The sequence below is a fragment of the Microbacterium sp. HD4P20 genome (assembly GCF_019449275.2).
In the GTDB taxonomy this organism is placed as follows: Bacteria; Actinomycetota; Actinomycetes; order Actinomycetales; family Microbacteriaceae; genus Microbacterium.
Map to the genome: position 1 here is coordinate 181,376 of NZ_JAHZQZ020000011.1, position 24,901 is coordinate 206,276.

A 24,901-nucleotide genomic window follows, 5' to 3' on the forward strand; every position below is an offset into this window, starting at 1 on the left:
GCACGGCGAGTGAGTGAAGAGCCCCAGTCGGCGCCCTCGGGCGACTTCGTGCAGTCGCTCGCGCGCGGACTCGCGGTGATCCGTGCGTTCGACGCGGAGCACGCCGAGCTCACGCTGAGCGACGTCGCCCGGCGCTCCGGGATCACGCGGGCCGCCGCGGGCAGGTTCCTGCGGACGCTCGAGCAGCTCGGATACGTGCGCGCCGACGACCGCCGCTTCGCCCTCACGCCGAGGGTGCTCGAGCTCGGATTCAGCTACCTCAGCGCCGTGTCGATTCCCGAGATCGTGCAGCCTCACCTCGAGCGTCTCTCGCACGAGGTCGACGAGAGCGTCTCGGCGGCGGTCCTGGACGGCACCGACATCGTCTACATCGCGCGCGTGCCCACGCGCCGCATCATGAGCGTGCGCATCACGATCGGCACGAGGTTCCCGGCGTACGCGACGTCGATGGGGCGGGTACTGCTGGCGGGAATGCCGGATGCTGCGCTGGAGGGCCTGCTCGAGGCATCCGTTCTCGAGTCGCTGACCGAGCGGACCCTCACCGAAGCGGCCGCGCTGCGCTCTGAGATCGTGCACGTTCGCGGCCAGGGATGGGCGCTGGTCGACGGCGAGCTCGAACCGGGCCTGCGCTCTGTCGCCGTGCCGCTGCACGACCGTCGCGGCGATGTGGTCGCTGCGGTCAACGTCTCGACGAGTGCGACGCGCGACAGCCTCGACCGGCTCGAGGCGGAGTACCTGCCGAAGCTTCTCGCGACGGCCACGGCGATCGACGCCGAGCTGCGCCTCGTCTGAACCGCTCGCCGGCCGGCGGCCCCCCGCTCGCTCGCCGACCGCCCGGATCGCGCCGGTTCGGGTGGCGCAACACGCGGGATCGCCCGCGCGATGCCGCGTGGCGTGACCCCCGAGCGCCGGGTCAGGCCGGCTCAGGCGTGGACGATGACGGATGCCGCGAGCGCCGGGGCGGCTCAGGCGTGGACGATGACGGATGCCGCGAGCGCCGGGTCAGGCCGGGTCAGAACACGATCGTGTGGTTGCCGTGGCGGATCACGCGGTCCTCGGCGTGCCACAGCACGGCACGCGAGAGCACTTGACGCTCGACGTCGGCGCCGCGGCGGGCGAGTTCGGCAGCCGAGTCGGCGTGGGTGACGCGCACGGTGTCCTGCTCGATGATCGGTCCCTCATCGAGGTCGTTGGTGACGTAATGCGACGTCGCGCCGATGAGCTTGACGCCGCGCTGCTTCGCCTTCTTATACGGTTCGGCGCCGATGAAAGCCGGCAGGAAGGAGTGGTGGATGTTGATCACCGGCACGCCGAGCTGCGTGAGGAAGTCACCCGACAGGATCTGCATGTAGCGCGCCAGCACGACGAAGTCGACGTTGCCCTTCAGCAGCTCGACGATCTTCGCCTCGGACGCGGACTTGTCGGGGCCCGGCACCGACGGCACGTGGAAGAAGGGCACGCCGAACGACCGTACGTCCTCGGCGGAGGTGGTGTGGTTCGAGATCACCATCGGGATCGTGACGGGGAGGTCGCCACGCCTGTGCCGCCACAGCAGGTCGAGCAGGCAGTGGTCCTGCTGCGACGAGAGGATCGCCATGCGCTTGGGAACCGACTGGTCGGTGAGAGACCATTCCAGGTCGAAGTCGGCCAGTGTCGCCTCGAGCTCGGCCTCGATCTGCGGGCGGTCCGCGGCGAAGCGGGGGCGGTGGAACACCACTCGCTGGAAGTACGCGCCCCCCGTCGGGTCGTCGGAGTACTGGTCGAACGCGACGATGTTGCCGCCGATCCGGGTGATCATCGCCGAGACTACGGCGACGATCCCGGGACGGTCACTGCCGTGGACGATGAGGCAGGCGTGGTCGGCGAGGAGATTCGGAGACGCGGGCATTGTTCGATTCTGCCGCGTCCTGCGCACCCGGACGATCAGGCAGTGCGGATGCCTTGCACCAGGTCGCCGTGCCGGGTGAGTTCGAGAAAGCGCGCCACGGCGTCGCGGCTCTTGGTCAGGCAGGCCAGCCGGTCATCCAGCGCCTGGAGCTCGGTGGCGAGCTCCGCGGCCAGAGCCTGCGAGCACTGCGGGGGAGCGGCGAGCTCGCACTGCCGCTCGATGTCGAGCACGACCTTCGTCATGCGCGTCGACAGGCCCGCCTGCACGAGGCCGCGCACGCGCGTGGCGCGTTCGACATCCGACTCGTCGTACGACCGGTAGCCGTTCGCGGCCCGGCTCGACGACAGCAGACCCTGCTGCTCGTAGTAGCGCAGCATCCGGGTCGGAATGCCTGTGCGCTCCGACAGTTCGCCGATCTTCATGTCGCCTCGTCCCGGTCAGGGCCCGATGTTCATAGCGGGCTTGACATTGACATTGATGTCAAAGTTTAGCCTCGCATCATGACGACGACAACGCCCGCCACCGAGGCATCCGCTTCCTCGTCGCGCTTTCCGATGCGCGCCCTGCTCATCCTGAGCTTCGCCGTGCTCGTGACGGTGACGGCAGAATCGCTTCCGGCCGGCATGATGCCCGAGATGGCGGCCGACCTCGGGGTCTCTTCGATGCAGGTGGGACTGCTGATCTCGGTGTGGGCGCTCACGGTGATCGTGACGAGCATCCCGCTCTCGAAGGCCGTCTCACGCGTCGACCGGCGCCTCGTGGTCGGAGTGTCGCTGGGCCTCTTCGCGCTGGCCAATCTCGCGACGGCGCTCGCGCCGTCATACGGGTTCGCCTTCGCGATGCGCATCGTGGCCGCGACGGCGCACGGTGTCTTCTGGGCCGTCGTGATCGTCTATGCCAGCTCGCTGCTGGCTCCTTCCCATCTCGGTCGCGGGCTCGCGATCGTCACCGCGGGAGGCACGGCTGCCACGGTCGCGGGGCTGCCGGCTGCCACCCTGCTCGCACAGGCCATCGGGTGGCGCGCCGCCTTCGTGGTGCTGGGAGGCATCGCCCTGGTGATCGGCGTCATCGTGGTGCGGGGGATGCCGCGCTATGTGCCGGCTGCGGCGGCTCCGGAAGACCGGGCTCGCGGCTTCTGGCGGGACCCCTCCCTGCCGGCGCTGGCCGCGTTCGGCGCGGCGGCCGTCCTGATCGCCGTCGCACAGTTCGCCTCGTTCACCTACATCCGGCCCTACCTCGAGGTGTCTGCCATGATCGGCGCCGAGTGGGCCGCGGCGCTGCTGTTCGCCTACGGCCTCGCCGGCATGGTGGGAGTCGTGGCCGCCGGGCTCCTGGCGGACCGGTTCCCCCGTGGCTCGCTCGTGGCGATCCTCGCGGCGTTCGCGGTCGCATTCACGGTCCTCACCGTCGCCGCCGGCGCTGTCGCCGCGGTCGTCGGCGCGTTGCTGGTGTGGGGGTTTGCGATCGGTGCGCTCTTCCCCCTGTTGCAGACGACGCTCATGCGCATCGCCACCGAACGCACACGCACCCTCGCCAGTGCGGGGATCGTCGTGCTCTTCAACGTCGGCATCGCCGTCGGACCGTGGCTGGGTGGCGTGGTCGGGGGAGAGACCGCGCCCACCGTCATCACGGCGGTATCGGCTTCGGCCATGGTGGTCGCTGCGGTGTTCGGGGTGGTGGGCGTGATGCTGGCAAAGGCGAGGCTGGCAGCCTCAGCGCGGGGGTGACCCGGGAGTGCCGGACGTCTGAGCGACGTGGGCTCCGGCATCCACGATCCGGCCGGCCTCCACGAACAGGTCCCGCATCCAGGCGTGCTCGGGATCGCGGCCATGCACGGGATGCCACCACAGCGCGTTGGTGAGCGGGGTGGGGGTGAAGGGGAGGCGCACCACCCGCACGCCCCCGCACGGACCGCGAGGGGAGCGATGGCGGTCTGGATCACGCCGATGCGCCGCGTGCCGGCGATGAAGTGGGTCATCGACAGGAAGCTCTCGACGATCACCTCGACGTGCGTCGAAGGGGCATCAGCGAAGACCGATTAAGTTATCGCGCTCATCGATGCCGGTTATGACCGAGCCGCGGCATCCGTCACCGCACGCCCTTCATGAGTGCCAGCACCGGCTTGACCGAGAACCACAGCGCGATGCCGAGGCCGATCGCGATGAAGCCGAGGATCGTGAAGTACGGCACCTCGTTGGTCGGGTCGTAGAACTGCGCGAGCCAGCCGGCGATCGAGGTGCCGAGCGCGACCGACAAGAAGTACAGCGCCACCATCTGGGTGTGGAAGTGCTGGGGTGCGAGCTTCGTCGACGCCGAGAGTCCGACCGGTGAGATGAAGAGTTCGGCGATCGTGAACACGAACAGGATGCCGACGATCGCGAGCAGCGGCGTGGAGTTCGCGGCGCCGTTCGCCCACGGCAGGAACAGCAGGAACGCGATGCCCATGACGATCGCACCCACCGCGAATTTCACCGGCGTCGAGGGCTGGCGGGTTCCCATCTTCGTCCAGACCGCCGCGAAGACGCCGGAGAGGATGATGACGAAGATCGGGTTGATCGAATTGACCCACGAGACCGGCATCTCCCACCCGAAGATGCTGCGGTTCAGCTGTTGATCGGAGTAGATCGTCAGGACGGTGAACTGCTGCTGATACAGCGACCAGAAGCCGACGTTCACGATGAACAGCGGGATGAAGCCGAACACGCGTGATCGCTCGACAGCGCTGATCGCGCGGGAGGCCAGGATCACGATGAAGTACGCGACCGTGGCACCGAGCGTGACCAGGATCACGATGCCGGCGAGGTTGTCGGCCCGGATCACCCCGATCAGCACCAGCGCGGCGAGAACGACCAGGCCCCCGACCGCAATGCCGACGAACAGCAGGCGCCGGTTCGCCGGCAGCGGGTTGGGCACCCGGCGCGACGACGCCGGCAGCTGCTTGCGCCCGAAGGAGTACTGGATGAGGCCCAGAGCCATGCCGACCGCGGCGGCCGCGAAGCCGGCGTGGAATCCGATCGAGGACTGCAGCAGACCGGTGACGATCGGGCCGAAGAATGCGCCGAGGTTGATGCCGAGGTAGAAGAGTGAGAACCCGGCATCCCGGCGCGGGTCCTTCTCGGAGTACAGCGTGCCGACGACCGACGTGGCATTGGCCTTGAGCCCGCCCGATCCGACGGCGACGAGCACCAGGCCGACGCCGAGGCCCCACACATTGGGCAGGATCGCAAGGCCGATATGCCCGAGCATGATGACGATCGCGCTGTAGAACAGCACCCGCTCAGAGCCGAGCAGGCGGTCGGCGACCCACGCGCCGAGGATGGTCGAGAGGTACACGGTGCCGCCGTAGGCGCCGACGATGCCGGTCGCCACCGACTGGTCGATTCCGAGGCCGCCCTCGGCGACCGTGTAATACATGTAGATGAGCAGGATGCCCTGCATGCCATAGAAGCTGAAGCGCTCCCACATCTCCACGCCGAACACGTGCGCGAGCGCCCACGGCTGGCCGAAGAACCGGGTGTCGTGGTCGGAGCCGTCGTCCTCGTCGGTGGCCACGGTGGCCACGGTGGCTGCCGCATCCGTCCCGCTGGCCTCCGCCGCGCGGCGCCCCGCACGCGTCTCGGCGTACGGCTCACCCGCCGCGGTGGCGCCCTCAGGTGGTCCGACCGGAACCTGCTCCGGCTCCTGCTCGTCGTGCGGACTGCGGTCGTCGCCCCGAACCATGACTCGCTCCTGTCACCCCTGACAATGAGGTCAGGCTAGCGCTCAGGTCCGTCCCTCGTCAGTAGGCGGCGAGCGGGAGTCTCAGTTGCGGAGGGACGGATGCCGCTCCTCCGGCGCTCGCCGGGACGGGATGAACAGTCCGATGCCGAGGGCGATGATCGCGGCCGCTCCGCCGAGGATGAGCGAGATCGTGAATCCCTGCGACGTCGGAACGGGCACCCCTTCGAAGTCGACGGCGTAGCTGGCCAGCACCGCGCCGATGACGGCGGCGGCCGTGCTCGTGCCGAGGGAGCGGAACAGCGCGTTCAGGCCATTGGATGCGCCGGTCTCGCTCTGCGGCACGGAGCGCATGATGAGCATCGGCATCGATGCATAGCCGAAGCCGATGCCCGCGCCGATGAGGATGTTCGCGACGACGAGGTGCCAGACCTCGGAGGAGAACAGCAGCGTGAAGCCGTACGCCACGATGAGCGAGATCGCGCCGAGGAGCAGCAGGAGCTTGGGCCCGGTGCGTTGCGCGATGCGCCCGGCGATCGGGGAGAGCAGCATCATCACAAGCCCCGACGGCATGACCACCAGGCTCGCCGCCAGGAGCGAGAGCCCGAACCCCGCACCGGTGGCGACGGGCAGCTCGAGCATCTGCGGATACACGACATTCGACGCGAACAGCGAGAACCCCATCGCGATCGAGGCGATGTTGGTCAGCAGCACCGCGGGGCGCGCGGCGACGCGAAGATCCAGGAGAGGCTCGGCGATGCGCAGTTCGAACCAGCCCCACAGCAGCAGCACCGCCAGACCGCCGAGGCCCGAGAGGAGCACCGCGGGCGATGCCCAGCCCCATTCGTTGCCGCGTGAGATCGCGAGCAGCACGCCGACGAGGCCGACGGCGAGCCCGGCGGCACCGACGAAGTCGAAGCGGCCCGCGGTGCGCAGCACGCTCACCGGCACGACCCACAGCACCAGCACGAACACGACCGCGCCGAGGACCGCCGCCATCCAGAACAGCATGTGCCAGTCGCTGCGCTCGGTGACGAAGGCGCTGATCGGCAGGCCGAGCGCGCCGCCGACGCCGAGCGTCGCACTCATGAACGCGATCGCGGAGTCGACCCGGTCCTCGTGCAGCACGTCGCGCATGATCGAGATGCCCAGGGGCACGACGCCCACGATGGCGCCCTGCAGCGTGCGCCCGAGGATGATGCCGATGATTCCCGGCGACAGCGCCGCGATCACCGAGCCGACGATCATGACGGCGACGAGCACCAGCAGGATTCGGCGCTTGCCGTACATGTCGCCCAAGCGGCCCGAGATCGGCGTGATGACCGCCGCCGCGAGCAGCGTCGAGGTGACGACCCACGCGGTGTCTTCGCGGCTGGCGTCCAGGAGTTCGGGCAGCTTCGACTGGATCGGCACCATGAGCGTGAACATGAACGACGAGCACAGCCCCGCGACCGCCAGGACCGCCACGATCGCGCCCTGCCGTGGCATCCGGGTGAGTCGTCTTCTCGCGTCCTCATCCCCGTCAGCCATCCGTCCAGGCTATCGGCGCCGTGAGGGAGGGGCTCTGCGGGTGCAGACTGGGGGCATGGGTCAGACAGGGACTCCGCCGGGCATTGCCATTCGTGCGCTCGACACGGTCGAAGAGGTGTTCCGCGCCTCCGAAGTGCTCGCCGAGGTATGGGGCGGCGACCGCGGCGGCATGCCGCCGAATCTGCTGCGCGCCCTCGCTCACGCCGGCAACTACGCCGTCGGCCTGTACGACGGCGACCGCATGGTCGGGGCATCCGTCGCCTTCTTCGCCGCGCCCGCCACGCGATCGATGCACAGCCACATCACCGGCGTGCTGCCCGACCACCAGTCCCAAGGGCTCGGGCGCGTGCTCAAGCAGCACCAGCGCGAGTGGGCGCTGGCCCGCGAAGTGGGGCACATCACGTGGACGTTCGACCCTCTCGTGGCACGCAACGCGCACTTCAATCTGCGCGTGCTGGGCACACGCGTGACCGAGTACCTCGTGAACCATTACGGACCGATGGACGACGGCGTCAACCGCGGCGACGAGACCGATCGCATCATGGTGTCGTGGGCGCTCGCCGCGCCGCCGGTGCCGACGCCGCCGGCCGACCGGGTGGTTGCGTCGGTCGAGATCCCGCGCGACATCGAGACACTGCGCCGGGAAGCGCCGACGGATGCCGCGGCCTGGCGTCTGCGCGTACGCGAGGGCCTCGTCGGGCACCTGGCCGAGGGCCTGCGGATCGGCGGCTTCGACGACGAGCGCGGCTACCTGCTCGTCCGCGGGTAGGGCAGGCGGGACTCAGTCCTCAGGATCCTTCGTCGGGTCGCCCGGCCGCACGTCGGCGTCGTCGCGGATATCGATGCGCGTCACCCCGGGCCTGTGCGTCACGTCGATACGCGGGTCGGCGTCGGATTCGACCGCGCCGGGGGCCGCCAGCAGCTGGTCGCGCCGTTTCTCATCGTGGGTCATGCCGGTCGGGTCGCTCGTTCCCTCGTCCCGGTCGGTCCGTCGTTCGCCGTCCATCGTCATCCCTCTCGCCACGAGTCGTCGGTCACGTGCGACCCGGCCTGCGGGCCCATCTGCAGCATCCCGCCGTCCACGGTCCAGCTCGCGCCCGTGACGTAGCTTGCGGCCGGCGACGCCAGGAAGGCGATCACCGCTGCCACTTCTTCGGGCTTGCCGGGGCGGCCGAGCGGGATGCCGGGGCGGTGCGTGTGCCCGGCATCGTCGGAGTCCATCTGATTGATGGGGGTCGCGATCTCGCCCGGGGCGACGGCGTTCGCGGTGACACCGTGCTCGCCCAGCTCCTGCGCCATCGTCGAGATGAGCCCGCCCAGGCCGTGCTTGGCGGCGACATAAGCCGCCGAGCCGACGCGCGGCTGCGTCTCGTGCACACTCGTGACCGCGATGAGTCGCCCGCCGCGGCCCGCGCGGACCATGTGCCGCGCCGCCGTCTGCAGTCCGGCGAAGGCGCCGTCGAGGTTGAGCGCCACGATCTGCCGCCAGTCCGCGAGGCTCACGTCGAGAAAGGGGCCGCCTGAACCGCCGCCGGCGTTGTTGACGAACACGTCGACGCCGCCCAGCCGCTCGGTCAGCTCGTCGAGGGTGGGCCCGACGTGATCGAGGTCGGTCGCGTCGAACCGCGTCACCTCGGCGGTGCGGCCGCGCTCCCGGACGGCGCCGGCGGTGCGCTGGGCGCCCTCCTCGTCGGAGTGCCATGTGATCCCGACGTCGAGGCCCGCGTCGGCGAGCGCGGTCGCCTTGCCGATGCCGGAGTCCGAGGCGGTGACGATCGCGCGGCGGGGTGCGAAGGCGAAGGTCTCCATGGCTCGACGCTAGGCGGGCGTGGCGCCCGCCGGCACGGGGTTGCCATCCCGGGCGCGACGGGCTATGCCGTCCCGACGGCCGCGAAGCGTTGCTCCGCCGGGCGGAGCATGTCGCGGTGGGTGGGGAAGCGCCTGTCCGCCGGGCGGAGCATGTCGGGGTGGGCGGGGCAGCACCCCTCCGCCGGGCGGAGCGTGTCGCGGTGGGCGGAGGATTTCTGCCAGATGCTCCGACATCCGCGCCATTGTCCGCCGGGCGGAGCATGTCGCGGTGGGCGGGGCAGCGCCGCTCCGCCGGGCGGGGCGTGTCGGGGTGGGCGGGGTAGCACCCCTCCGCCGGGCGGGGCGTGTCGGGGTGGGCGGGGTAGCACCCCTCCGCCGGGCGGAGCGTGTCGCGACCGGCGGAGGATTTCTGCCAGATGCTCCGAGATCCGCGCCATTGTCCGCCGGGCGGATGATGGGCGGATGGCCGGGCCCGTAGTCTGGCGCGATGCCGCAGACGCCCGCGCAGTACCGCGCCCATTTCGACTTCGACATCCGTTTCGCCAACGGCGGCGGCCTCGCGGGCACGGGCTTCCGACTCGACCTGCCCTCGGCCGACCTCGGCGAGCCGGAGGTCGCGACGCTGCTGGTCCAGCACCTCGGACTCGCGCTGGTCGACGAGGTCGAGCTGCGCGGCCTGCGCATCGTCGAAGAGCCCCACCGCGGAAGCCGCGGGGTCGAGACGATCCCGGATGCTGCCGCCACGGCATCCCGTCGCGTCGTCGATCTCAGCCACCCGATCCGTGCCGGACTCGTCACCTACCCCGGTCTGCCCGCTCCCACGATCACTCCGCACCTGACCCGTGAGGACTCGCGGGCGCGCTACGCCCCGGGCACCGAGTTCGCGATGGAAGTCATCACGATGATCGGCAACACCGGCACCTACCTCGACTCGCCGTTCCACCGCTACGCCTCGGGCCCCGACCTGGCCGGCCTCGACCTGACGTCGCTCGTCGGGCTGCGCGCCGAGGTGTTCCACCTGGAGGATGCGTGGGATGCCACGCGCCGAGGCATCCGCCCCGAGACCCTGGCCGATCGCGACGTGCGAGGCGCTGCCGTTCTGCTGCACACCGGCTGGGACCGCTGGTTCGGACGGCCGGAGTACGGCGCGGGTGCCCCGTTCCTCACGGGCGCGGGCGCGCAGTGGCTCATCGAGGCGGGCGCCGTGCTCGTGGGCATCGACTCGCTCAACATCGACGACACCGAGTCTGGCGGCGAACGGCCCGCGCACTCGCTGCTGCTGGGCGCGGGAGTGCACGTCGTCGAGCACCTCACGAACCTCGGCGGGCTTCCGCCGCGCGGTGCGCGCTTCACCGCCGCGCCGCCGGCCGTCGAGGGATTCGGCACGTTCCCGGTGCGGGCCTTCGCCGAGATCGAGGGCTGAGTCGGCGGCGCGCAGTCACCGGGCCACGCCGCTGAGACGGCGGCACAGCTCGACAGGTCAACCGGCCTTCCGCAGGAGGTTTCGAGGCGTGTTCGTCCTGTGGAGGCCGCTTTCTCCTGTGGAAGTGCCCGCCGCGACGTATCAGGCCCGCGCCGAGCCGCTCCTTCACTCCGAGCAGAGGAGGAGCGCCATGCGCGAGCACATCGAAACGCTGATCGCCGTACTGACCGGTGCGAACCGTGACGCCCGTCGGGTTCCGCGTCGGCGGCGCCCCCGTCGCGCCCGTTCGACCTATGTGGTCGTGCCGCGCGAGGGATCCGGCGTGCGGTTCGCCCACTGAGCCGCGCCGGGCGCGACCCTTCTCCTGCCCGGAACGGGTGTTCCGGCGCAGGCAGGACGGCCGCGCGGCGCCGGGGCGGTCCTGGCCGGATCACCTGATCTGGGCAACGTGCCGGAGCCCCGCGAGACGGCTCCGGCGTACGCTGAGCCCATGCCCATCGCCCGGCCCACGGCATCCGTCGCCCTTGAAGGATTCGAGCTGAGGGTGTTGCACCTGCCGCTCGTATCTCCGTTCACGACGTCGTTCGGCACCGAGACCGTACGCGAGGTGATCGTCGTGCGGGCGCTCACCGCCGACGGCGAGGGGTGGGGCGAGATCGTCACGCAGGCCGACCCCCTGTACTCCAGCGAGTACACGCAGGGCGCGTGGGACGTGGCGCTGCGGTTCCTCGCGCCCGCCCTCCTCGATCGCCCTCGCTTGGCTCCCGAAGACGTCGCCGGGATGCTCGAACCCTTCAAGGGCCACCGCATGGCGAAGGCGGGGCTCGAGCTCGCTGTCCTCGATGCCGCGCTGCGCGCCGAGGGTCGCCCGCTCGGCGAGTACCTGGGCGCTGTGCACGACCGGGTGCCCAGCGGGGTGTCGGTCGGCATCCAGCGGGATCCGGCGGCGCTGGTCGATGCCGTCGGGCGCTACCTCGACGACGGCTACGTCCGCATCAAGATCAAGATCAAGCCCGGGCGCGACGTCGCCGACACGGCCGCCGTGCGCGACGCCTTCGGCACGATCCCGCTTCAGGTCGACGCGAATTCGGCGTACACGCTGGCGGATGCCGCAACCCTGGCCGAGCTGGACCGGTTCGACCTGCTGCTGATCGAGCAGCCGCTGCAGGAGGACGATCTCGTCGACCACGCCGAGCTTGCCCGGCAGCTGCGCACCCCGGTGTGCCTGGACGAGTCGATCGTGTCGGACAAGGCCGCGGCCGACGCACTCGCGCTGGGCGCGGCATCCGTCATCAACATCAAGGCCGGCCGCGTCGGCGGATATCTCGAGGCGGTCCGCATCCACGACCGGTGCCGGGATGCCGGCGTGCCGGTGTGGTGCGGCGGCATGCTCGAGACCGGCATCGGCCGCGCCGCCAACGCCGCGCTCGCCGCGCTGCCGGGCTTCACTCTCCCCGGCGACGTGTCGGCCTCGAGCCGCTTCTACACGCGCGACATCGTGACCGAGCCGGCGGTGCTCGAGGACGGCCACGTGCGCGTGCCGACGGGCCCCGGTCTCGGCGTCGAGATCGACCGGGTCGCGTGGGAGGACTTCACCGTCGCGCGTGAGACCCTCACGCGATAGGCCGTCGAGGTCCTGGTCATGCGTGCCGTGCGTACCGTTCTCAGGACCGGATGCGGGCGGATGCCGCGACACGCCGGTTCCGCCGATAGTCGGCGCAGGCGGGCCCTGAGAACGGTACGGGGTCGCGCGTGGACGACGCACAGGGCAGTGGGTTGGCCCAGCCTGCTGGCCGGGTTCACGCTGCTGGGTTTGGGGCTCGCCGGATGCGCGGGCACGCCGCCCACCGGCCGCGGCCCCGATCCGGCCGCGACATTGCCTGCCGGAGTGACGGTCGAGCTGGTGCAGCTGCGCGCCGACGTCGCGCCGCGCCACGCGCAGGTGCACGTGACGAACGGGTCCGATGAGGCCCTCACGATCGGCGAGGTCCGTGTCGAAGACCCGAGGTTCGACGGTGCGGCGGCGCGGGTGGTCGCGGATCGCACGAGCACCCTTTCGGCGGGCCGCAGCGTCGACGTGCGGGTACAGCTGCCCGGCGTCGACTGCTCGGCGCCCGGCGACGCGCGGCCCGAGGTCGTGCTCGAGATCGTCTCGGATTCCGGGAGTGCCGAGGTGACGGCATCCGCCACCGACCCGCTGGGATTCATCGCACCGCTCCACGAACGGGAGTGCCGGGCGCAGCGATTGACGGATGCCGCGTCCCTCGCCTTCACGGGGTTCCGGGAGTCGCCACCGGGCGCGCCTGCCGCCCTGGAGCTCACCGTGACGCCGACCGGGGATGCGGGCGCCACGGTCGTCGGCGTCCAGACGACGAACCTGCTCGACTTCGGACCGTCGACCATCGGCCGCGTGTACCCGCTCGACCTCGTGGTGGCGCCGGGGGAGCAGACGCCCACCGTGGTGGAGCTGCCGCTCGTGCCGTCGCGCTGCGATCCGCACGCGGTGCAGGAGGACAAGCGCGGCACGATCTTCAGCGTGCCCGTGGTGGTCGACGGTGAACCCGGTGAGATCGAGCTGTTCGTCGGCGAGGACATGCGGGGCCGGATCCTGTCGTGGGTGGCCGAGTGGTGCGGCTTCGGCTGAGCCTCCCTGTCCCTCCGCGCCGAGCATGTGGGTTCTGCGCCGAGCATGTGGGTTCTGCGCCGAGCATGTCGACATGCTCGGCGAGAAACCAACATGCTCGGCGAGAAACCAACATGGTCGGCGCCAGAAGGGACAGGCCCCGGCCTGTGGGGCCGAGACCTGTCCCTTTCCGTTCTGCGCTACCGCACCGTGACGGTGATCGGCTTCGACGATGTCGAGCCGGCGTCGTTGGTGAACTCGGCGACGTACGTGTAGCTGCCGGGACCGCGTCCCGTGACGGTCGTCGTCGCCTGCTGCGCGTTGGGGGAATCCGCCGCGAGCGCCTGCTCGTCGATCAGCACGCCGTTCTCGTAGAGCTTGTACGCCGTGCCGTTGGTGCCCCACCACAGGTTGGCCGTGACGGTGTAGTCGCCGTTCTTGTCCCAGTTGTCGTGCGAGACGACGGGCATCGCGGGTGCGGCGTCCTTCACCCTGACGGTCACCGACGTCGTCGCCGTGGTTCCTGCGGCGTTGATCAGCTCACCCGTGTACACGTACGTGCCGTTGGGCTTGCCGGCCACGTTCACCGTCGACAGCTGCGCCTTCGGCGAGTTCGGGTCGAGCAGCTCGGTGGAGATCAGCGTCCCGTTCTCGTACAGCCGGAACACCGAGCCATTGACCCCGTGCCACAGGTTCATCGACACCGTGAACGCGCCGTCGTGCAGACCGTCCTCCCAGCCGGAGGTGCTCGAGAGCACCCCGCGACCGGGCGCCCGTGTGGCGCCTTCGTCGTCGAACACCAGCAGCCGCACCGAGGTCTGCGTGACCAGGCCGTCGTGGTTGACGGCGTTGACCGACAGCGTGTGAGGCCCCACAAGACCGTCGAGCTCGATCGCCTCGCCCGGTGCGACCGGCTCGCCGTCGAACGCGATGTCGAGTGTGCGCACGCCCGACTCCGGGTCGTCCGCCGTCACCTCCACCGTGAACGTCGCCGTGCTGGGCAGCAGCGTGCCGTCCGCGGGCATGCCAGACACGACCGGGGCCGTGGTGTCGGTCGCCCCCGAAGGGTCGCCCGTCACCGCGATCGAGGGGAGCGGAGCATCGGCCATGTCGTTGCCGATGAAGAAGCTCGGCCACGGTGGCTGGTTGTAGCCGGTGTTCTGCCACGCGACCGCGACACGGTACTGCATGTCGTGCATCAGCGTCGGAATCCGGTGCTCCGTCTCATCGGTGGTGGAGTAGATCCTCAGCTCGGACGAGTCCGCAGAGCGCCACGCGATCTCTTCGCGCCAGTCGCCGAACAGATCGGCCTGCACGTTGGGCGTTCCCTTGGTGCCGTTGTTGGACCGGGCGCCCTCGTCGGCGAGGATGACCTCTGACGACTGGGTCTCCCAGTTCCACTTCGCCACCGTGGGGGTGCCGTAGTACTCCTCGTCGTGGAACGCGTGGTCCACGATCTCGCGGAGCGGGTCGCCGTCGAACCAGGCCATGAAGTTGGCGGCGGGGATGGTGTCGCCGATGCGCTCGCCGCCGGCCGTCATCAGGTGGCCCTCGCTGCTGTTCCATGCGGCGTCGCCGCCGACGGCCCAGCTCTCGGCACCGGGGTGGCGCGGATCGATGTCGCCCGAGGCGGCACGTCCGGTGTCGACGTTCGCGGGGATGTCCCACAGGATCTCTCCGGTGCGGGCGTCGCGGAACGTGGCGCCGCGGTTGCCCGAGGCGGTCATATTCTCGTGGGCTGCGAAGATCTCCAGGCCAGGGCGCGACGGATCCAGGTCCGACACGTGCTCGGCGTCGCCGTGGCCCAGGCCGGTGGCGTAGAGCAGCTCGCCGTCGTCGTCGATCGTCGCCGACCCGAAGACGACCTCGTCCTTGCTGTCACCGTCCACGTCGGCGACCGACAGGGAGTGGTAGCCCTCGCCGTAGAGTCCCTCGGCGCCCTCCTCGGTCGAGTCGATCACCCACCGCTCGATGAGGTTCTCGCCGTCGAAGTCGTACGCCGCCACCACCGCGCGGGTGTAGTACCCGCGGCTGAAGATCGCGCTCGGCTTCTCACCGTCGAGGTAGGCCACGCCCGCGAGGAAGCGGTCGACGCGGTTGCCGTACCCGTCGCCCCACGCACCGACGTCTCCGCGCGGCGGCGTGTAGTCGATCGTGTCGATGGCCGCGCCGGTCTGGCCGTCGAACACGGTCAGATACTCCGGACCCGTCAGCACGTAGCCCGAGCTGTTGCGATGGTCGGCGCTGGCGTTGCCGATGGGCTGGCCGACGCCGTCGATGGTGCCGTCGCCGGTCTTGACGATCATCTCGGACGAGCCGTCGCCGTCGAAGTCGTACACCATGTGCTGCGTGTAGTGCGCGCCCGCCCGGATGTTGACCCCGAGGTCGACCCGCCACAGGCGCGTGCCGTCGAGGCGGTACGCGTCGAGGTAGACGTTGCCGGTGTAGCCGGCTTGGGAGTTGTCCTTCGCGTTCGAGGGGTACCACTTCACGAAGTACTCGTACTGTCCGTCGCCGTCGACATCGCCGACGCTCACGTCGTTCGCCGAGTAGCTGTAGGGCTGGCCGTCCTTCGTGTAGCCGTCGGCAGGCTTCTGCAGCGGCAGCGACAGGTAGTCGCCGGACTGCACCCCGAACGCCTCGGTCTCGGTCGTCTCCTTCTCGGCGAGCACCTTCGTCACGAAGTACTCGGATTCGGCCCCGCCGTCGGAATCGAGCAGGTTCGTCGATCCGGTGATCGGCTCGTCGGTGATCCGCTCGCCGTCGCGGTACACGTGGAACGCGACCGATGCGGGATCGGTGCCCAGCAGTCGCCACGACACCAGGATGCCGTCGTCGGTCTGCACCGCCAGCGGCGCGCGGTCGAGGTACTCGGCCTGGCGCTGCAGCACGGTGACGGCCTGGGTGATGAGCTGGGCGGATGCCGGGCCCGCCCCGCCGGCGTTGACCGCGACGACCGTGTAGTAGTACGGGATCGTGGTCAGCACCTCGTCGGCGTCGACGTAGCGGTTCGTCTCGGCGATTCCGACGAGCTCACCCTGCTCGCCCTCGACCTCGGAGCGGAACACCAGGTGGTAGAGCGCGCCGACCGGCTGCGCCCAGGCGATCTCGATCTCGCGCGCGTCGATGCGTTCGACCGACAGATCCACCGGAGCGGACGGCGCGGCGGCAGCTTCGTCGACGAACGACACCTCGACGGTGTCGGAGGGCACAGACTCGAGGTCGGTCTGGTCGACAGCGGTGACGTGGTAGGCGTAGTCGAGTCCGACGCGCGCCGTGGTGTCCACGTACTCCGGTGCGTCGACCGACCCCACGAGGACCGAGGCGGCGTCGAACGGCGACTGCCGGTAGACGTTCCAGGTCACATCCCCCACGGCATCCCACGACAGCGAGACACTCGGCGCAGCCGGGTCGGTGTCGATGCCGGTGACTTCGAGTCCGGTCGGACCGAGCAGGATCGGTGTGACCTCCAGGCCGTTGAAGCGGGTCGCCGCCGCGCTGCCGTAGGCCTCGACGTTCAGCTGTCCGTCGGTGACGAGGAACGGACCGCGCAGGGTCTCGTTCACGCCCCCACGACCGGCGTTGCCGGTGCCCGCCTCGCGGCCTTCGACGCGGAAGTTGGTGCGCGTGGTGCCGATCCAGTCGCCCGAGTAGGTCTTCACCGAGTAGGTGCCGTTGGGCACGTCCAGCGCGAAGGTGTTCGAGTCGCCGGGCAGGACGAAGTCGCGCACGAGGTCGTTCGCGGCACCGCCGGCGTCGCCGCGGTCGCGACCGTCGCCGGAACCGCCGGTGCGCTCCCAGCCGTAGCCCACCGAAGCGTCATAGCCCATGGTGGGCGTGACCTCGGTGTACCCGGCCATCAGGGGGTTCCCGGCCAACTGCATGTCGAACTTGTACAGCGCCTGCTTGGTGTTGAAGGTGACGACGTTGCTCGGCTCGGAGTCGCCGCGTCCGTTGACGGCCACGACGTGGTAGCGGTAGCCGGTGCCCTCGGCGAGGCCCTGCACGATCGAGCTCGTCTGGGTCACCATTCCCACCAGGGCCCATGCCGGCTCGGGGTCGGCGAGGGCCTGACGGTAGATCTTGTAGATGTCGGCCGAGGGCGAGGCATCCCACTGCAGCGTCGCGCCGCCGTTGCTGATCGCGCCGGCGACCAGGTTCTGCGGTGCGACGGGCACCTCGGCGGGCGGCGCGATGTCGACGACCTCCTGCGCGAGGGGGTCGGCGAGTTCGGCGACGTCCTGCGCGATCAGGCGGGCCATCTGGATGGCGCCGTACTCCTGGAAGTGGGTGTCGTCGACGGTGCCGCCGGGACGGTTGGGGAACACGCCCGGGTCCACGTGCAGGAACACCGCCTTCGCCGCATCCGGTCCGATCTCGTTCAGGTATGCGCGGCTGGAGGCCGACAGATCGACCAGCAGCACGTCCTCTTCGATCGCGAGCTCGGTCATCTTCGCCACGTACTCCGGGAAGCTGACGTTGAACTCGCCGGTGTCGGGGTTGAACGAACGGCGCGAGACCGGCGTCACGAGGATCGGAGTGGCGCCGCGCTGGCGCGTGCCCTCGACGTACACCCGCAGGTACTCCTTGTAGTCGGCGGGGCTGGCGTAGCGGTCGTCGACGCCCTGGGTGGCGTCGTTGTGACCGAACTGGATCAGCTGGTAGTCGCCGGGCCGGATCGCGCGCAGAATCTCGTCGAGGCGCCCCTGCGTGATGAAGTTCTTCGACGAGCGGCCCCCGATCGCATGGTTGGCGAAGGCGATGTCGTCGGCGAAGAACCGGTCGATCATCTGGCCCCAGCCCGCTTGCGGCGCATACGCGATCGGGTCGTAGGTCTGCACCGTCGAGTCGCCTGAGATGTACACCGTCGGGATCGCGCCGGCGACGCGTTCGGGCAGCCGTGTGATCGTGAGCGCGTTGAGGGATGCCGCGTCCCCGCCGAACTGCAGCGTCAGGCGACCGTCCACGAGGGCGACCGTGAAGGCCATCTCGAGATACGTGCCCGCGCTCTGCGGGTTGGCCTGCACCTTGGCCATCGACTCCGCTGTGATCGTGGTGGTGGTCGGGTTCTGCTCGTCACCGGCGATCAGCTGGACCGAGTAGTCGCCCGCGCCCAGGTCCGCCTCGAAGGTGGCGCCCGCGACGGAGACGAAGTCGCTCCGCAGCGCATCCGCGGTGCCGCGATCGACGTCCGCCGCTTCTGCCGTGGGTGCGGTGGTGAAGCCGTAGCCCCACTCCGCGAGGTACGACGTGGTGCTCACGACCGGCAGCGCTCCGTCGGCGACCGCGCCGGGCCCGAAGTCGAACGTGACCACGTCGCCTTCCGGCAGCGGGGCGGGGGCGACGTAGGCGGGGGCGTCGACGGTCGCCGATGCCGACCCGGCCGCATTGGCCGCGGTCACGCGGTACGTCCACGCCTGGTCGGTGTCGACGCCGGCGTCGGTGTGACCGGGGGTACCGACCGTGGCGAGTGCCTCGAAGGCCTCGGTGCCGGTCGGTGCGCGCTCGATGAGGTAGGTCTCGGCGTTCGCGACGGCCGACCACGTGAGGGTCACCGAGTCGGTCGTGACGGCCGCCACGGCCAGGTCGGCCGGAGCATCCGGAGCGGTGAGCTCGGGGATCTCGTCGCTGAGCAGCGGGGCGCTCTGTGGCGACACCCGATCGTAGGCGCTCACCGCGACGATCGCGTACGCGTAGGAGCCGCCCACCACAACGGACGTGTCGGAGTGCGTGGTCTCGGTCAGATCCTGCGCGAGCGGCGCGAACGCGCCGACGGCGCCGTCCTCGGCCACGTCGGCGCGGAGCACGTCGTACGTCACCGCGCCGTCCACGACGCTCCACGACAGGTCGACGGCGTTCCAGGCGACGCGGGTGATGGTGGCATCAGCCGGTGCCGCCGGCGTGAACGGCACGATCTCGAGCCCGTTGACGAGTCCCGCGATGCCGCTTCCGCCGAAGCCGGCGGTGAGCTGGCCGTCCTCGACGCTCGTGCGGAACGTCTGGGTCACAGCCTCCTGGCGTGCGGAGATGCGCCCGGCGGCCACGCCCTCGAGGGTGACGTCCGTGCTGACGGTGCTGGTACCGGCGAGCTGGTCGCCGGAGGTGACCGTCACGTCGTAGTCGCCGTTCGGCAGGTCGACGAGGAACTCCCACGTGCCTCCGCCGACCCAGTCGTTCGTCAGGGGGTCCGCGGGGTCGGTGCTGCCGGTGCGGTCACGCGAGATCAGCGTCAGACCTTCGGTCGTCGAGATGCCGAAGCCGGCACCCGCGTCGTAGGCGGTGCCGGGAGACACTTCGGTGAAGCCCTCGGCGACGGGGCTGCTCCCGGTGCCGAAGTCGAAGCGGTACGCGCCGTCGGGACCGGGTTCGATCGCCGCTGCCGCTGCCGCGGCCGGCGTCGCGGTCAGGAGCGCGGCGACGACGACAGCCGCCGTCGTCGCCGCGGCGATTCGACGCGCGGGGCGGGCGATGGGCGGCGTCCCGGACGCCGGGTGCGTGAATGCGCTCTGGGGGTGCGCAGCCGAATGGGGCACGGTTTCTCCTGTTGTCAGCGTTGGCAAAGGATGACGGGGATGCTGCGGCATCGCAGCATCCGTCGACGTGAACCGGGCGCGTACGGACTCGAGCCCTGTCCGAGTGGTCGGGACGTGCCCGACCGGTTTGTTGTCGGCCCGACGGAAAGCGCATTCCAATCGGGGCCGCTCGCAGTCTGGCATGACCCGGAGGCGAGGGGCAAGAAGAATTTGAAACGTTTTTCGAAGTTCGCGCCCGGGGTTGCGGCACCGCGGCCGCGTCGCCTATGGTTTCGGGCAATCGCTTTCCCTTCCCTCGTCGTCGGTGTGTGTACGGACCGCACCGGCGGCGGGCTCGACGTGCCCGCCCTAGGCTGGCCGCATGGCCACGAGCAGCGCTGCTCCGCAAGACCCCGCCGCCGCGCGCGGCATCTCGCGCCGGACGCAGTCCGACATCTACCGCGCCGGCATCAGCGGCACCCGGCCCCGCGTGCCAGTCGACGCCGACGCCCTCGAGGTGGCGGCGCGCAAGGCGCTGAGCGCCGAGGCGTTCGCCTACATCGCCGGGGGAGCGGGCGCCGAGCGCACGGTCGCGGCCAACCGCGCCGCGTTCGCCCGATGGCAGGTATGGCCGCGTCCGCTCCGAGACGTCTCGAAGCGCGACCTGTCGATCGACTTCCTCGGCACGCGCCGCCCGACGCCGCTGCTGCTGGCACCGCTGGGGGTCATGGAGCTCGCGGACGCCGGCGCCGACCTCGCGGTCGCGCGGGCTGCGGCATCCCTCGGCGTTCCGTACACGCTGTCGAACCAGGCCTCGATGCCGATGGAGGCGGTCGGGGTTTCCGGAGCGCGTCTGTTCCAGCTGTACTGGTCGGCGTCCGACGAACTCAACGCGTCGCTGCTGCGCCGGGCCGAGGCATCCGGGTGCGAAGCCGTCGTCATGACGCTCGACACGCACCTGCTCGGGTGGCGCACCCGTGATCTCGACCTCGCCTTCCTGCCCTTCACCCGCGGCATGGGGATCGCGCAGTACACCAGCGACCCGGTCTTTCAGCAGCTGGTGCGCGACCGGGTGCGGCGGGGCCCAGCGGCACCGGATGCCGCGCCGCCGGTCAAGCTCACGCCCAAGGCGGTGGCCGCGGGCGTCCGGATCGCCCGCAAGGGCGCGGCGCTGACCGGCTCGCGCAGCGTGCGCGACAACCTGCGCTCGCCCCTGCCGCGCGCCGCGGTCGAAACGTTCCTCGACGTCTTCTCGACGCCCGCGCTCACGTGGGACGACATGACGAAGGCGCGGGAGTGGACGAGCCTTCCGATCCTGCTCAAGGGCATCGTGCATCCCGACGACGCGATCCGTGCGCTGGATGCCGGCATGGACGGCATCTGGATCTCGAACCATGGCGGCCGCCAGATCGACCAGTCCGTCCCGACGCTCGAGGTGCTGCCCACGATCGCCGATCGCATCGCGGGGCGCGTGCCGATCGTGTTCGACTCCGGGGTGCGGCAGGGGTCCGACGTGTTCATCGCGCTTGCGCTGGGCGCGACCGCCGTCGCGCTCGGGCGTCCGTACGCGTATGGCCTCGGCCTCGCCGGAGAGGAGGGCGTGCGCGAGGTGGTGCGCAACGTCCTCGCCGAGCTCGACATCACCCTCGGGCTGTCGGGCCACGTCTCGATCGCCGACGTCGGGCGAGAGGCGCTGCGCCAGGTGTGATCTCCACCCCTGACGCGCCCGAGGAGCGCGCAGCCGAACGACTAGAATCGACGGATGCCGCGCTCGCGGCTTCCGGCACCTTCGTGCAGTCCCCACCCGACCATTGGAGCCACCGTGGCCGAGCAGTCCCGCCTCGACAAAGTCATCGCCCTCGCCCGTCACCGCGGGTTCGTGTTCCAAGCGGGTGAGATCTACGGCGGATCCCGTTCGGCATGGGACTACGGGCCTCTCGGCACCGAGCTGAAGGAGAACATCCGCCGGCAGTGGTGGCAGACGTTCGTGCGCGGCCGCGGCGACATGGTGGGCCTGGACTCGTCGGTCATCCTGCCCAAGCGCGTGTGGGAGGCATCCGGCCACGTCGCGACCTTCGCGGACGAGGTCGTGGAATCCAAGATCACGCACAAGCGGTATCGGGCCGATCACCTGTGGGAGGCTTTCGTGGCCAAGCGGGGTCGCGAGCCCGAGAGCTGGGACGAGGTGCCCGATCCCGAGACGGGTCAGCGCGGCAACTGGACCGAGCCCAAGGCGTTCTCGGGGCTCGTCAAGACGTACCTCGGCGTCGTCGACGACGAGTCGGGCCTGCACTACCTGCGGCCCGAGACCGCGCAGGGCATCTTCGTGAACTTCGCGAACGTCCTCACCGCCTCGCGGAAGAAGCCGCCGTTCGGCATCGGCCAGGTCGGCAAGGCCTTCCGCAACGAGATCACGCCCGGCAACTTCATCTTCCGCACGCGCGAGTTCGAGCAGATGGAGATCGAGTTCTTCACTCCGCCCGCCGACGCCGACGAGTGGTTCAAGGCGTGGGTCGAGGACTGCTGGAACTGGTTCACCGACCTCGGGGTCGACCCGGCCAACATGCGCCGCTACGACGTGCCCGAGGACGAACGCGCACATTACTCGGCGGGCACCATCGACGTCGAGTACCGCTTCGGGTTCCCCGGCAAGGAGTGGGGCGAGCTCATGGGCGTCGCCAACCGCACCGACTACGACCTCTCCAGCCACGCCGAGGCGTCGGGCCAGTCGCTGTCGTACTTCGACCAGGCCTCGGGCGAGAAGTACGTCCCTTACGTGATCGAGCCGTCGTTCGGTCTCACCCGCGCGATGATGGCGTTCCTTGTCGACGCGTACCACGAGGAGGAGGCGCCGAACGCGAAGGGCGGCACCGACACCCGCACGGTGCTCAAGCTCGACCCCCGCTTGGCGCCCGTCAAGGCCGCGATCCTGCCGCTCTCACGCAACGAGCAGCTGTCGCCCATCGCGCGCGAGGTGGCCGAAGACCTGCGCGGCGAGTGGAACGTCGACTTCGACGACGCCGGCGCGATCGGTCGTCGCTACCGCCGCCAGGACGAGATCGGCACGCCGTTCTGCGTCACGGTGGACTTCGATTCGCTCGATGACCGCGCCGTGACGGTGCGCGACCGCGACACCATGGGTCAGGAGCGCGTTCCCCTCGACGCCCTTCACGCCTACCTCGCGGAGAGGCTCAAGGGCGCCTAGCCGCACCGGCTGACCATCTTGCCGAGAACAGGTGTTCCGGCGGAGGCAGGTCACTCCGCCGCTGATCATCCTGTGCCGGGCAGAACACCTCATCCGCCGTTCGCGACCGCCGGCGCGATCAGTCGGTGCCGGCGAGCGCGCCGGGCGCGGTCTTGGCCCCGTCGCCGGTGGCGTCGATGCCCGTCGCCTTCAACGCGAAAGCCTGCATCAGGGTGTTGAGGTCGAGACCGGTGAGGTTCTTCACGACCTCAGTGCCCTCGCCGAGCACCTTGCCGACGGTCTTGGTCAGATCCGACGCGCCGTCGGTCGAGATCACCGTGAGCTTGTCGATCGAGGCGATCGGCTCGGCCGCGGCCCGCACGATCTCGGGCAGGCGCGAGATGATCTCCTGCGCGAGGGCGGCCTCGCCGTACTTCTGCAGCGCGAGCGCCTTGGCATCCGTCGACGCCGCCTCGGCAAGACCCTCGGCCTGGATCGCCGACGCTCGGGCGTCACCCTCGGCACGGATACCCGCGGCCAGCGCGACCTGCTTGTCGCGCTCGGCCTCGCCCGAGAAGCGGACGGCGGTGGCGGATGCCTCGGCGTCCTGCACCGCTGCGACCTTGTTCGCCTCGGCGATCTTGGTGCGCTTGTACGCGTCGGCCTCGGTTGCGGCGTTCGCGGCATCGCGCAGGGCCGTCGCGCGCTGCACCTCTGCATAGGCCTCGGCCTCGGCAGGCTTGCGGATCTCGATGTCGAGGCGCTCCTGCGTCACGAGCGCCTGCTCGGTGAGGGCCTCGCGTTCCTGCATCGCGACGAGCTTGTCCTGCTCGGCGGTGGCCAGCTGTCCGGAGGCTTGCGCTTCGGCGTTCGCCCGGTCGGTCTCGGCCTTGATGACGGCCTGCTTGAGGCTGAGCGCCTTCTGGCGCTCGGCGATCTGCTCGGCAGCCTCGATGCGGGCGAACTCGCTGGCACGGGCGGCCTCTGCCTCACTGATCTCCGCGACCTGGCGGGCGCGCGCGGCCTCGGCGCGACCGAGGTTGGCGAGGTAGTCGCTGCCAGGGGTCGAGATGTCGCTGATGTTGAGCAGGTCCACCTGCAGACCCTGCTCGACCAGGTCGGTCTTGGTCTCGGCGACGACGCGGTCCGACAGACCCTTGCGGTCGGAGATGATCTGCTCGATCGTCATGTCGCCGATGATCGAGCGCAGCGAGCCTTCGAGCGACTCCTTGATGATCTCGGTGAGCGCGCCCTGCTGCGACAGGAATCGCTGAGCCGCACGCCGCACGCCGTCCTCGGTGCCCGACACCTTGAAGTTGATCGACGCCTTGATCGCGATCTTGATGCGGTTCTTGTCGACGCCTTCGACGGTGATGCCGATCTGACGCTGCTCGAGCGAGATCGAGAAGCCCTGCTGCAGGATCGGCCACACGAAGGTGCGGCCACCGATGACGACGCGCTGGCCGGTGCCGCCCTCGCCGGGCGCGGGCCTGCCGGCGCCGCGGCCGACGATCACGAGGGCTTCGTTCGGAGGGACGCGGCGGATGCGGCGCGCGATGAAGGTGATGAGGCCGAGGACGGCGACGATGAGTGCGACGACGGCGATGACCTGGATGAGCGTCGGATCGAGCATGGTGACCTTCCGGATGCCGGCAATCGGCGGGTTCGAGGGGGTGGAGGACTATTCGGCGACGACTTTGACGCGTGTGCCCGAGTGCTCGACGACGCGGATGCGGACGCCTTCGGGGATCAGGGCCTCGGAGTACGCGAGGCGTCGCTCGACCTCGCCGGGGCCGTCGAGGCTCACTTCGCCGCCGGCGGGCGTGATGTCAGAGCGCGACACCCCGGTCAGACCGAGCGCCGAGAGCGGAACCCCGTCGGATGACCGGGTGAGCCGCTTCACGAAGAACACGGCGACGAGGTAGGCCAGTACGGCCAGCACCACGGCGAGGACGTAGGCCCACACCGTGTCGAGTCCTGCCGTGTAGGTCAGCACGCCGGATGCCCCGAACACGACCGCGGCGACGCCCAGAGCGGTGCCCGAGATGGCGCCGTCGCCGATTTCGAAGTGGTCGAAGATGTCGCCGACGATCAGCGAGATGAGCAGGACGGCGAGGCCGATCCCACCGACGATGAGGAAGGGCAGCATGTGGACTCCACGGCGAGGGGCGGGTGTGCCCCCACCCTACAGACGCGCCGCCGCGCCGCGCCGCCC

19 protein-coding genes are annotated in these 24,901 nt (G+C 70.1%); 9 read left to right on the forward strand and 10 right to left on the reverse strand.

Features of this window, described 5'->3' with window-relative positions:
* The first annotated feature begins 9 nt into the window (after positions 1–9).
* Positions 10–792 carry an IclR family transcriptional regulator C-terminal domain-containing protein gene (locus tag K0817_RS03985; RefSeq protein ID WP_219980073.1) on the forward strand — a complete coding sequence of 261 codons (783 nt, stop codon included), beginning with the start codon at positions 10–12 and terminating at the stop codon, positions 790–792.
* Between the two features lie 220 nt (positions 793–1,012).
* Here the strand turns inward: K0817_RS03985 and purU are convergent, their stop codons facing one another.
* Together purU and K0817_RS03995 are read right to left on the reverse strand one after the other, a co-directional pair.
* Complete coding sequence (gene purU, locus K0817_RS03990; RefSeq protein WP_219980074.1) at positions 1,013–1,888, reverse strand: formyltetrahydrofolate deformylase; 876 nt, start codon at positions 1,886–1,888, stop codon at positions 1,013–1,015.
* Positions 1,889–1,923: 35 nt separating this feature from the next.
* Positions 1,924–2,310 carry a MerR family transcriptional regulator gene (locus K0817_RS03995; RefSeq protein WP_219980075.1) on the reverse strand — a complete coding sequence of 129 codons (387 nt, stop codon included), beginning with the start codon at positions 2,308–2,310 and terminating at the stop codon, positions 1,924–1,926.
* A 78-nt stretch (positions 2,311–2,388) separates the two neighbouring features.
* On the opposite strand from K0817_RS03995, the gene K0817_RS04000 reads away from it, so the two are divergent.
* A complete protein-coding gene (locus K0817_RS04000) occupies positions 2,389–3,615 on the forward strand; it encodes an MFS transporter (RefSeq protein WP_219980076.1) in 1,227 nt (408 codons plus the stop codon).
* Here the strand turns inward: K0817_RS04000 and K0817_RS04005 are convergent.
* The 3 genes from K0817_RS04005 to K0817_RS04015 form a co-directional block, all read right to left on the reverse strand.
* A complete protein-coding gene (locus K0817_RS04005) occupies positions 3,601–3,780 on the reverse strand; it encodes a hypothetical protein (RefSeq protein WP_219980077.1) in 180 nt (59 codons plus the stop codon). The genes K0817_RS04000 and K0817_RS04005 overlap by 15 nt on opposite strands.
* 196 nt (positions 3,781–3,976) lie before the next feature.
* Complete coding sequence (locus K0817_RS04010; RefSeq protein ID WP_301339661.1) at positions 3,977–5,608, reverse strand: peptide MFS transporter; 1,632 nt, start codon at positions 5,606–5,608, stop codon at positions 3,977–3,979.
* A gap of 81 nt (positions 5,609–5,689) precedes the next feature.
* Positions 5,690–7,093, reverse strand: coding sequence for an MFS transporter (locus K0817_RS04015; RefSeq protein ID WP_219980873.1), 1,404 nt, complete (start codon positions 7,091–7,093; stop codon positions 5,690–5,692).
* 97 nt (positions 7,094–7,190) lie between these two features.
* On the opposite strand from K0817_RS04015, the gene K0817_RS04020 reads away from it, so the two are divergent.
* Complete coding sequence (locus tag K0817_RS04020) at positions 7,191–7,904, forward strand: GNAT family N-acetyltransferase (protein ID WP_219980078.1); 714 nt, start codon at positions 7,191–7,193, stop codon at positions 7,902–7,904.
* Positions 7,905–7,916: 12 nt separating this feature from the next.
* Here the strand turns inward: K0817_RS04020 and K0817_RS04025 are convergent, their stop codons facing one another.
* Positions 7,917–8,141, reverse strand: a complete 225-nt coding sequence (locus K0817_RS04025) for a hypothetical protein (RefSeq protein ID WP_219980079.1) — start codon at positions 8,139–8,141, stop codon at positions 7,917–7,919.
* Between the two features lie 2 nt (positions 8,142–8,143).
* The gene (locus K0817_RS04030) at positions 8,144–8,944 is read right to left on the reverse strand and encodes an SDR family oxidoreductase (protein ID WP_219980080.1); all 801 of its coding nucleotides are present in this window, start codon (positions 8,942–8,944) and stop codon (positions 8,144–8,146) included.
* 487 nt (positions 8,945–9,431) lie between these two features.
* Between K0817_RS04030 and K0817_RS04035 the strand changes: the two genes are divergently transcribed.
* From K0817_RS04035 to K0817_RS04050, 4 genes are all read left to right on the forward strand, one after another.
* A complete protein-coding gene (locus K0817_RS04035) occupies positions 9,432–10,367 on the forward strand; it encodes a cyclase family protein (RefSeq protein WP_219980081.1) in 936 nt (311 codons plus the stop codon).
* Between the two features lie 190 nt (positions 10,368–10,557).
* The gene (locus K0817_RS04040) at positions 10,558–10,707 is read left to right on the forward strand and encodes a hypothetical protein (protein WP_219980082.1); all 150 of its coding nucleotides are present in this window, start codon (positions 10,558–10,560) and stop codon (positions 10,705–10,707) included.
* A 150-nt stretch (positions 10,708–10,857) separates the two neighbouring features.
* Positions 10,858–11,991, forward strand: coding sequence for an o-succinylbenzoate synthase (gene menC / locus K0817_RS04045; RefSeq protein WP_219980083.1), 1,134 nt, complete (start codon positions 10,858–10,860; stop codon positions 11,989–11,991).
* Between the two features lie 147 nt (positions 11,992–12,138).
* Positions 12,139–13,011, forward strand: a complete 873-nt coding sequence (locus K0817_RS04050; RefSeq protein WP_253735163.1) for a hypothetical protein — start codon at positions 12,139–12,141, stop codon at positions 13,009–13,011.
* Between the two features lie 179 nt (positions 13,012–13,190).
* Here K0817_RS04050 and K0817_RS04055 read toward each other — a convergent pair whose 3' ends face one another.
* Positions 13,191–19,523, reverse strand: a complete 6,333-nt coding sequence (locus K0817_RS04055; protein ID WP_253735164.1) for a fibronectin type III domain-containing protein — start codon at positions 19,521–19,523, stop codon at positions 13,191–13,193.
* 361 nt (positions 19,524–19,884) lie between these two features.
* Between K0817_RS04055 and K0817_RS04060 the strand changes: the two genes are divergently transcribed.
* A complete protein-coding gene (locus K0817_RS04060; protein ID WP_219980085.1) occupies positions 19,885–21,210 on the forward strand; it encodes an alpha-hydroxy-acid oxidizing protein in 1,326 nt (441 codons plus the stop codon).
* A gap of 114 nt (positions 21,211–21,324) precedes the next feature.
* The gene (locus K0817_RS04065; protein ID WP_253735165.1) at positions 21,325–22,707 is read left to right on the forward strand and encodes a glycine--tRNA ligase; all 1,383 of its coding nucleotides are present in this window, start codon (positions 21,325–21,327) and stop codon (positions 22,705–22,707) included.
* Positions 22,708–22,825: 118 nt separating this feature from the next.
* Here K0817_RS04065 and K0817_RS04070 read toward each other — a convergent pair whose 3' ends face one another.
* Together K0817_RS04070 and K0817_RS04075 are read right to left on the reverse strand one after the other, a co-directional pair.
* On the reverse strand, positions 22,826–24,319 hold the full coding sequence (locus tag K0817_RS04070) for a flotillin family protein (RefSeq protein ID WP_219980087.1): 1,494 nt from the start codon (positions 24,317–24,319) through the stop codon (positions 22,826–22,828).
* A 48-nt stretch (positions 24,320–24,367) separates the two neighbouring features.
* Positions 24,368–24,835: an NfeD family protein gene (locus K0817_RS04075; protein ID WP_219980088.1), complete on the reverse strand. Its 468-nt coding sequence runs from the start codon at positions 24,833–24,835 to the stop codon at positions 24,368–24,370.
* Between the last annotated feature and the right edge of the window lie 66 nt (positions 24,836–24,901).

What these genes read in the sequence shown, in the direction of transcription:
- K0817_RS04020 (WP_219980078.1), top strand. Translation starts at nt 7,191, where the DNA reads ATGGGTCAGACAGGGACTCCGCCGGGCATTGCCATTCGTGCGCTCGAC.
- K0817_RS04015 (WP_219980873.1), bottom strand. Translation starts at nt 7,093, where the DNA reads ATGCCACGGCAGGGCGCGATCGTGGCGGTCCTGGCGGTCGCGGGGCTG.
- K0817_RS04040 (WP_219980082.1), top strand. Translation starts at nt 10,558, where the DNA reads ATGCGCGAGCACATCGAAACGCTGATCGCCGTACTGACCGGTGCGAAC.
- K0817_RS03995 (WP_219980075.1), bottom strand. Translation starts at nt 2,310, where the DNA reads ATGAAGATCGGCGAACTGTCGGAGCGCACAGGCATTCCGACCCGGATG.
- K0817_RS04030 (WP_219980080.1), bottom strand. Translation starts at nt 8,944, where the DNA reads ATGGAGACCTTCGCCTTCGCACCCCGCCGCGCGATCGTCACCGCCTCG.
- purU (WP_219980074.1), bottom strand. Translation starts at nt 1,888, where the DNA reads ATGCCCGCGTCTCCGAATCTCCTCGCCGACCACGCCTGCCTCATCGTC.
- K0817_RS04070 (WP_219980087.1), bottom strand. Translation starts at nt 24,319, where the DNA reads ATGCTCGATCCGACGCTCATCCAGGTCATCGCCGTCGTCGCACTCATC.
- K0817_RS04035 (WP_219980081.1), top strand. Translation starts at nt 9,432, where the DNA reads ATGCCGCAGACGCCCGCGCAGTACCGCGCCCATTTCGACTTCGACATC.
- K0817_RS04075 (WP_219980088.1), bottom strand. Translation starts at nt 24,835, where the DNA reads ATGCTGCCCTTCCTCATCGTCGGTGGGATCGGCCTCGCCGTCCTGCTC.
- K0817_RS04010 (WP_301339661.1), bottom strand. Translation starts at nt 5,608, where the DNA reads ATGGTTCGGGGCGACGACCGCAGTCCGCACGACGAGCAGGAGCCGGAG.
- K0817_RS04025 (WP_219980079.1), bottom strand. Translation starts at nt 8,141, where the DNA reads ATGGACGGCGAACGACGGACCGACCGGGACGAGGGAACGAGCGACCCG.
- K0817_RS04060 (WP_219980085.1), top strand. Translation starts at nt 19,885, where the DNA reads ATGGCCACGAGCAGCGCTGCTCCGCAAGACCCCGCCGCCGCGCGCGGC.
- K0817_RS04000 (WP_219980076.1), top strand. Translation starts at nt 2,389, where the DNA reads ATGACGACGACAACGCCCGCCACCGAGGCATCCGCTTCCTCGTCGCGC.
- menC (WP_219980083.1), top strand. Translation starts at nt 10,858, where the DNA reads ATGCCCATCGCCCGGCCCACGGCATCCGTCGCCCTTGAAGGATTCGAG.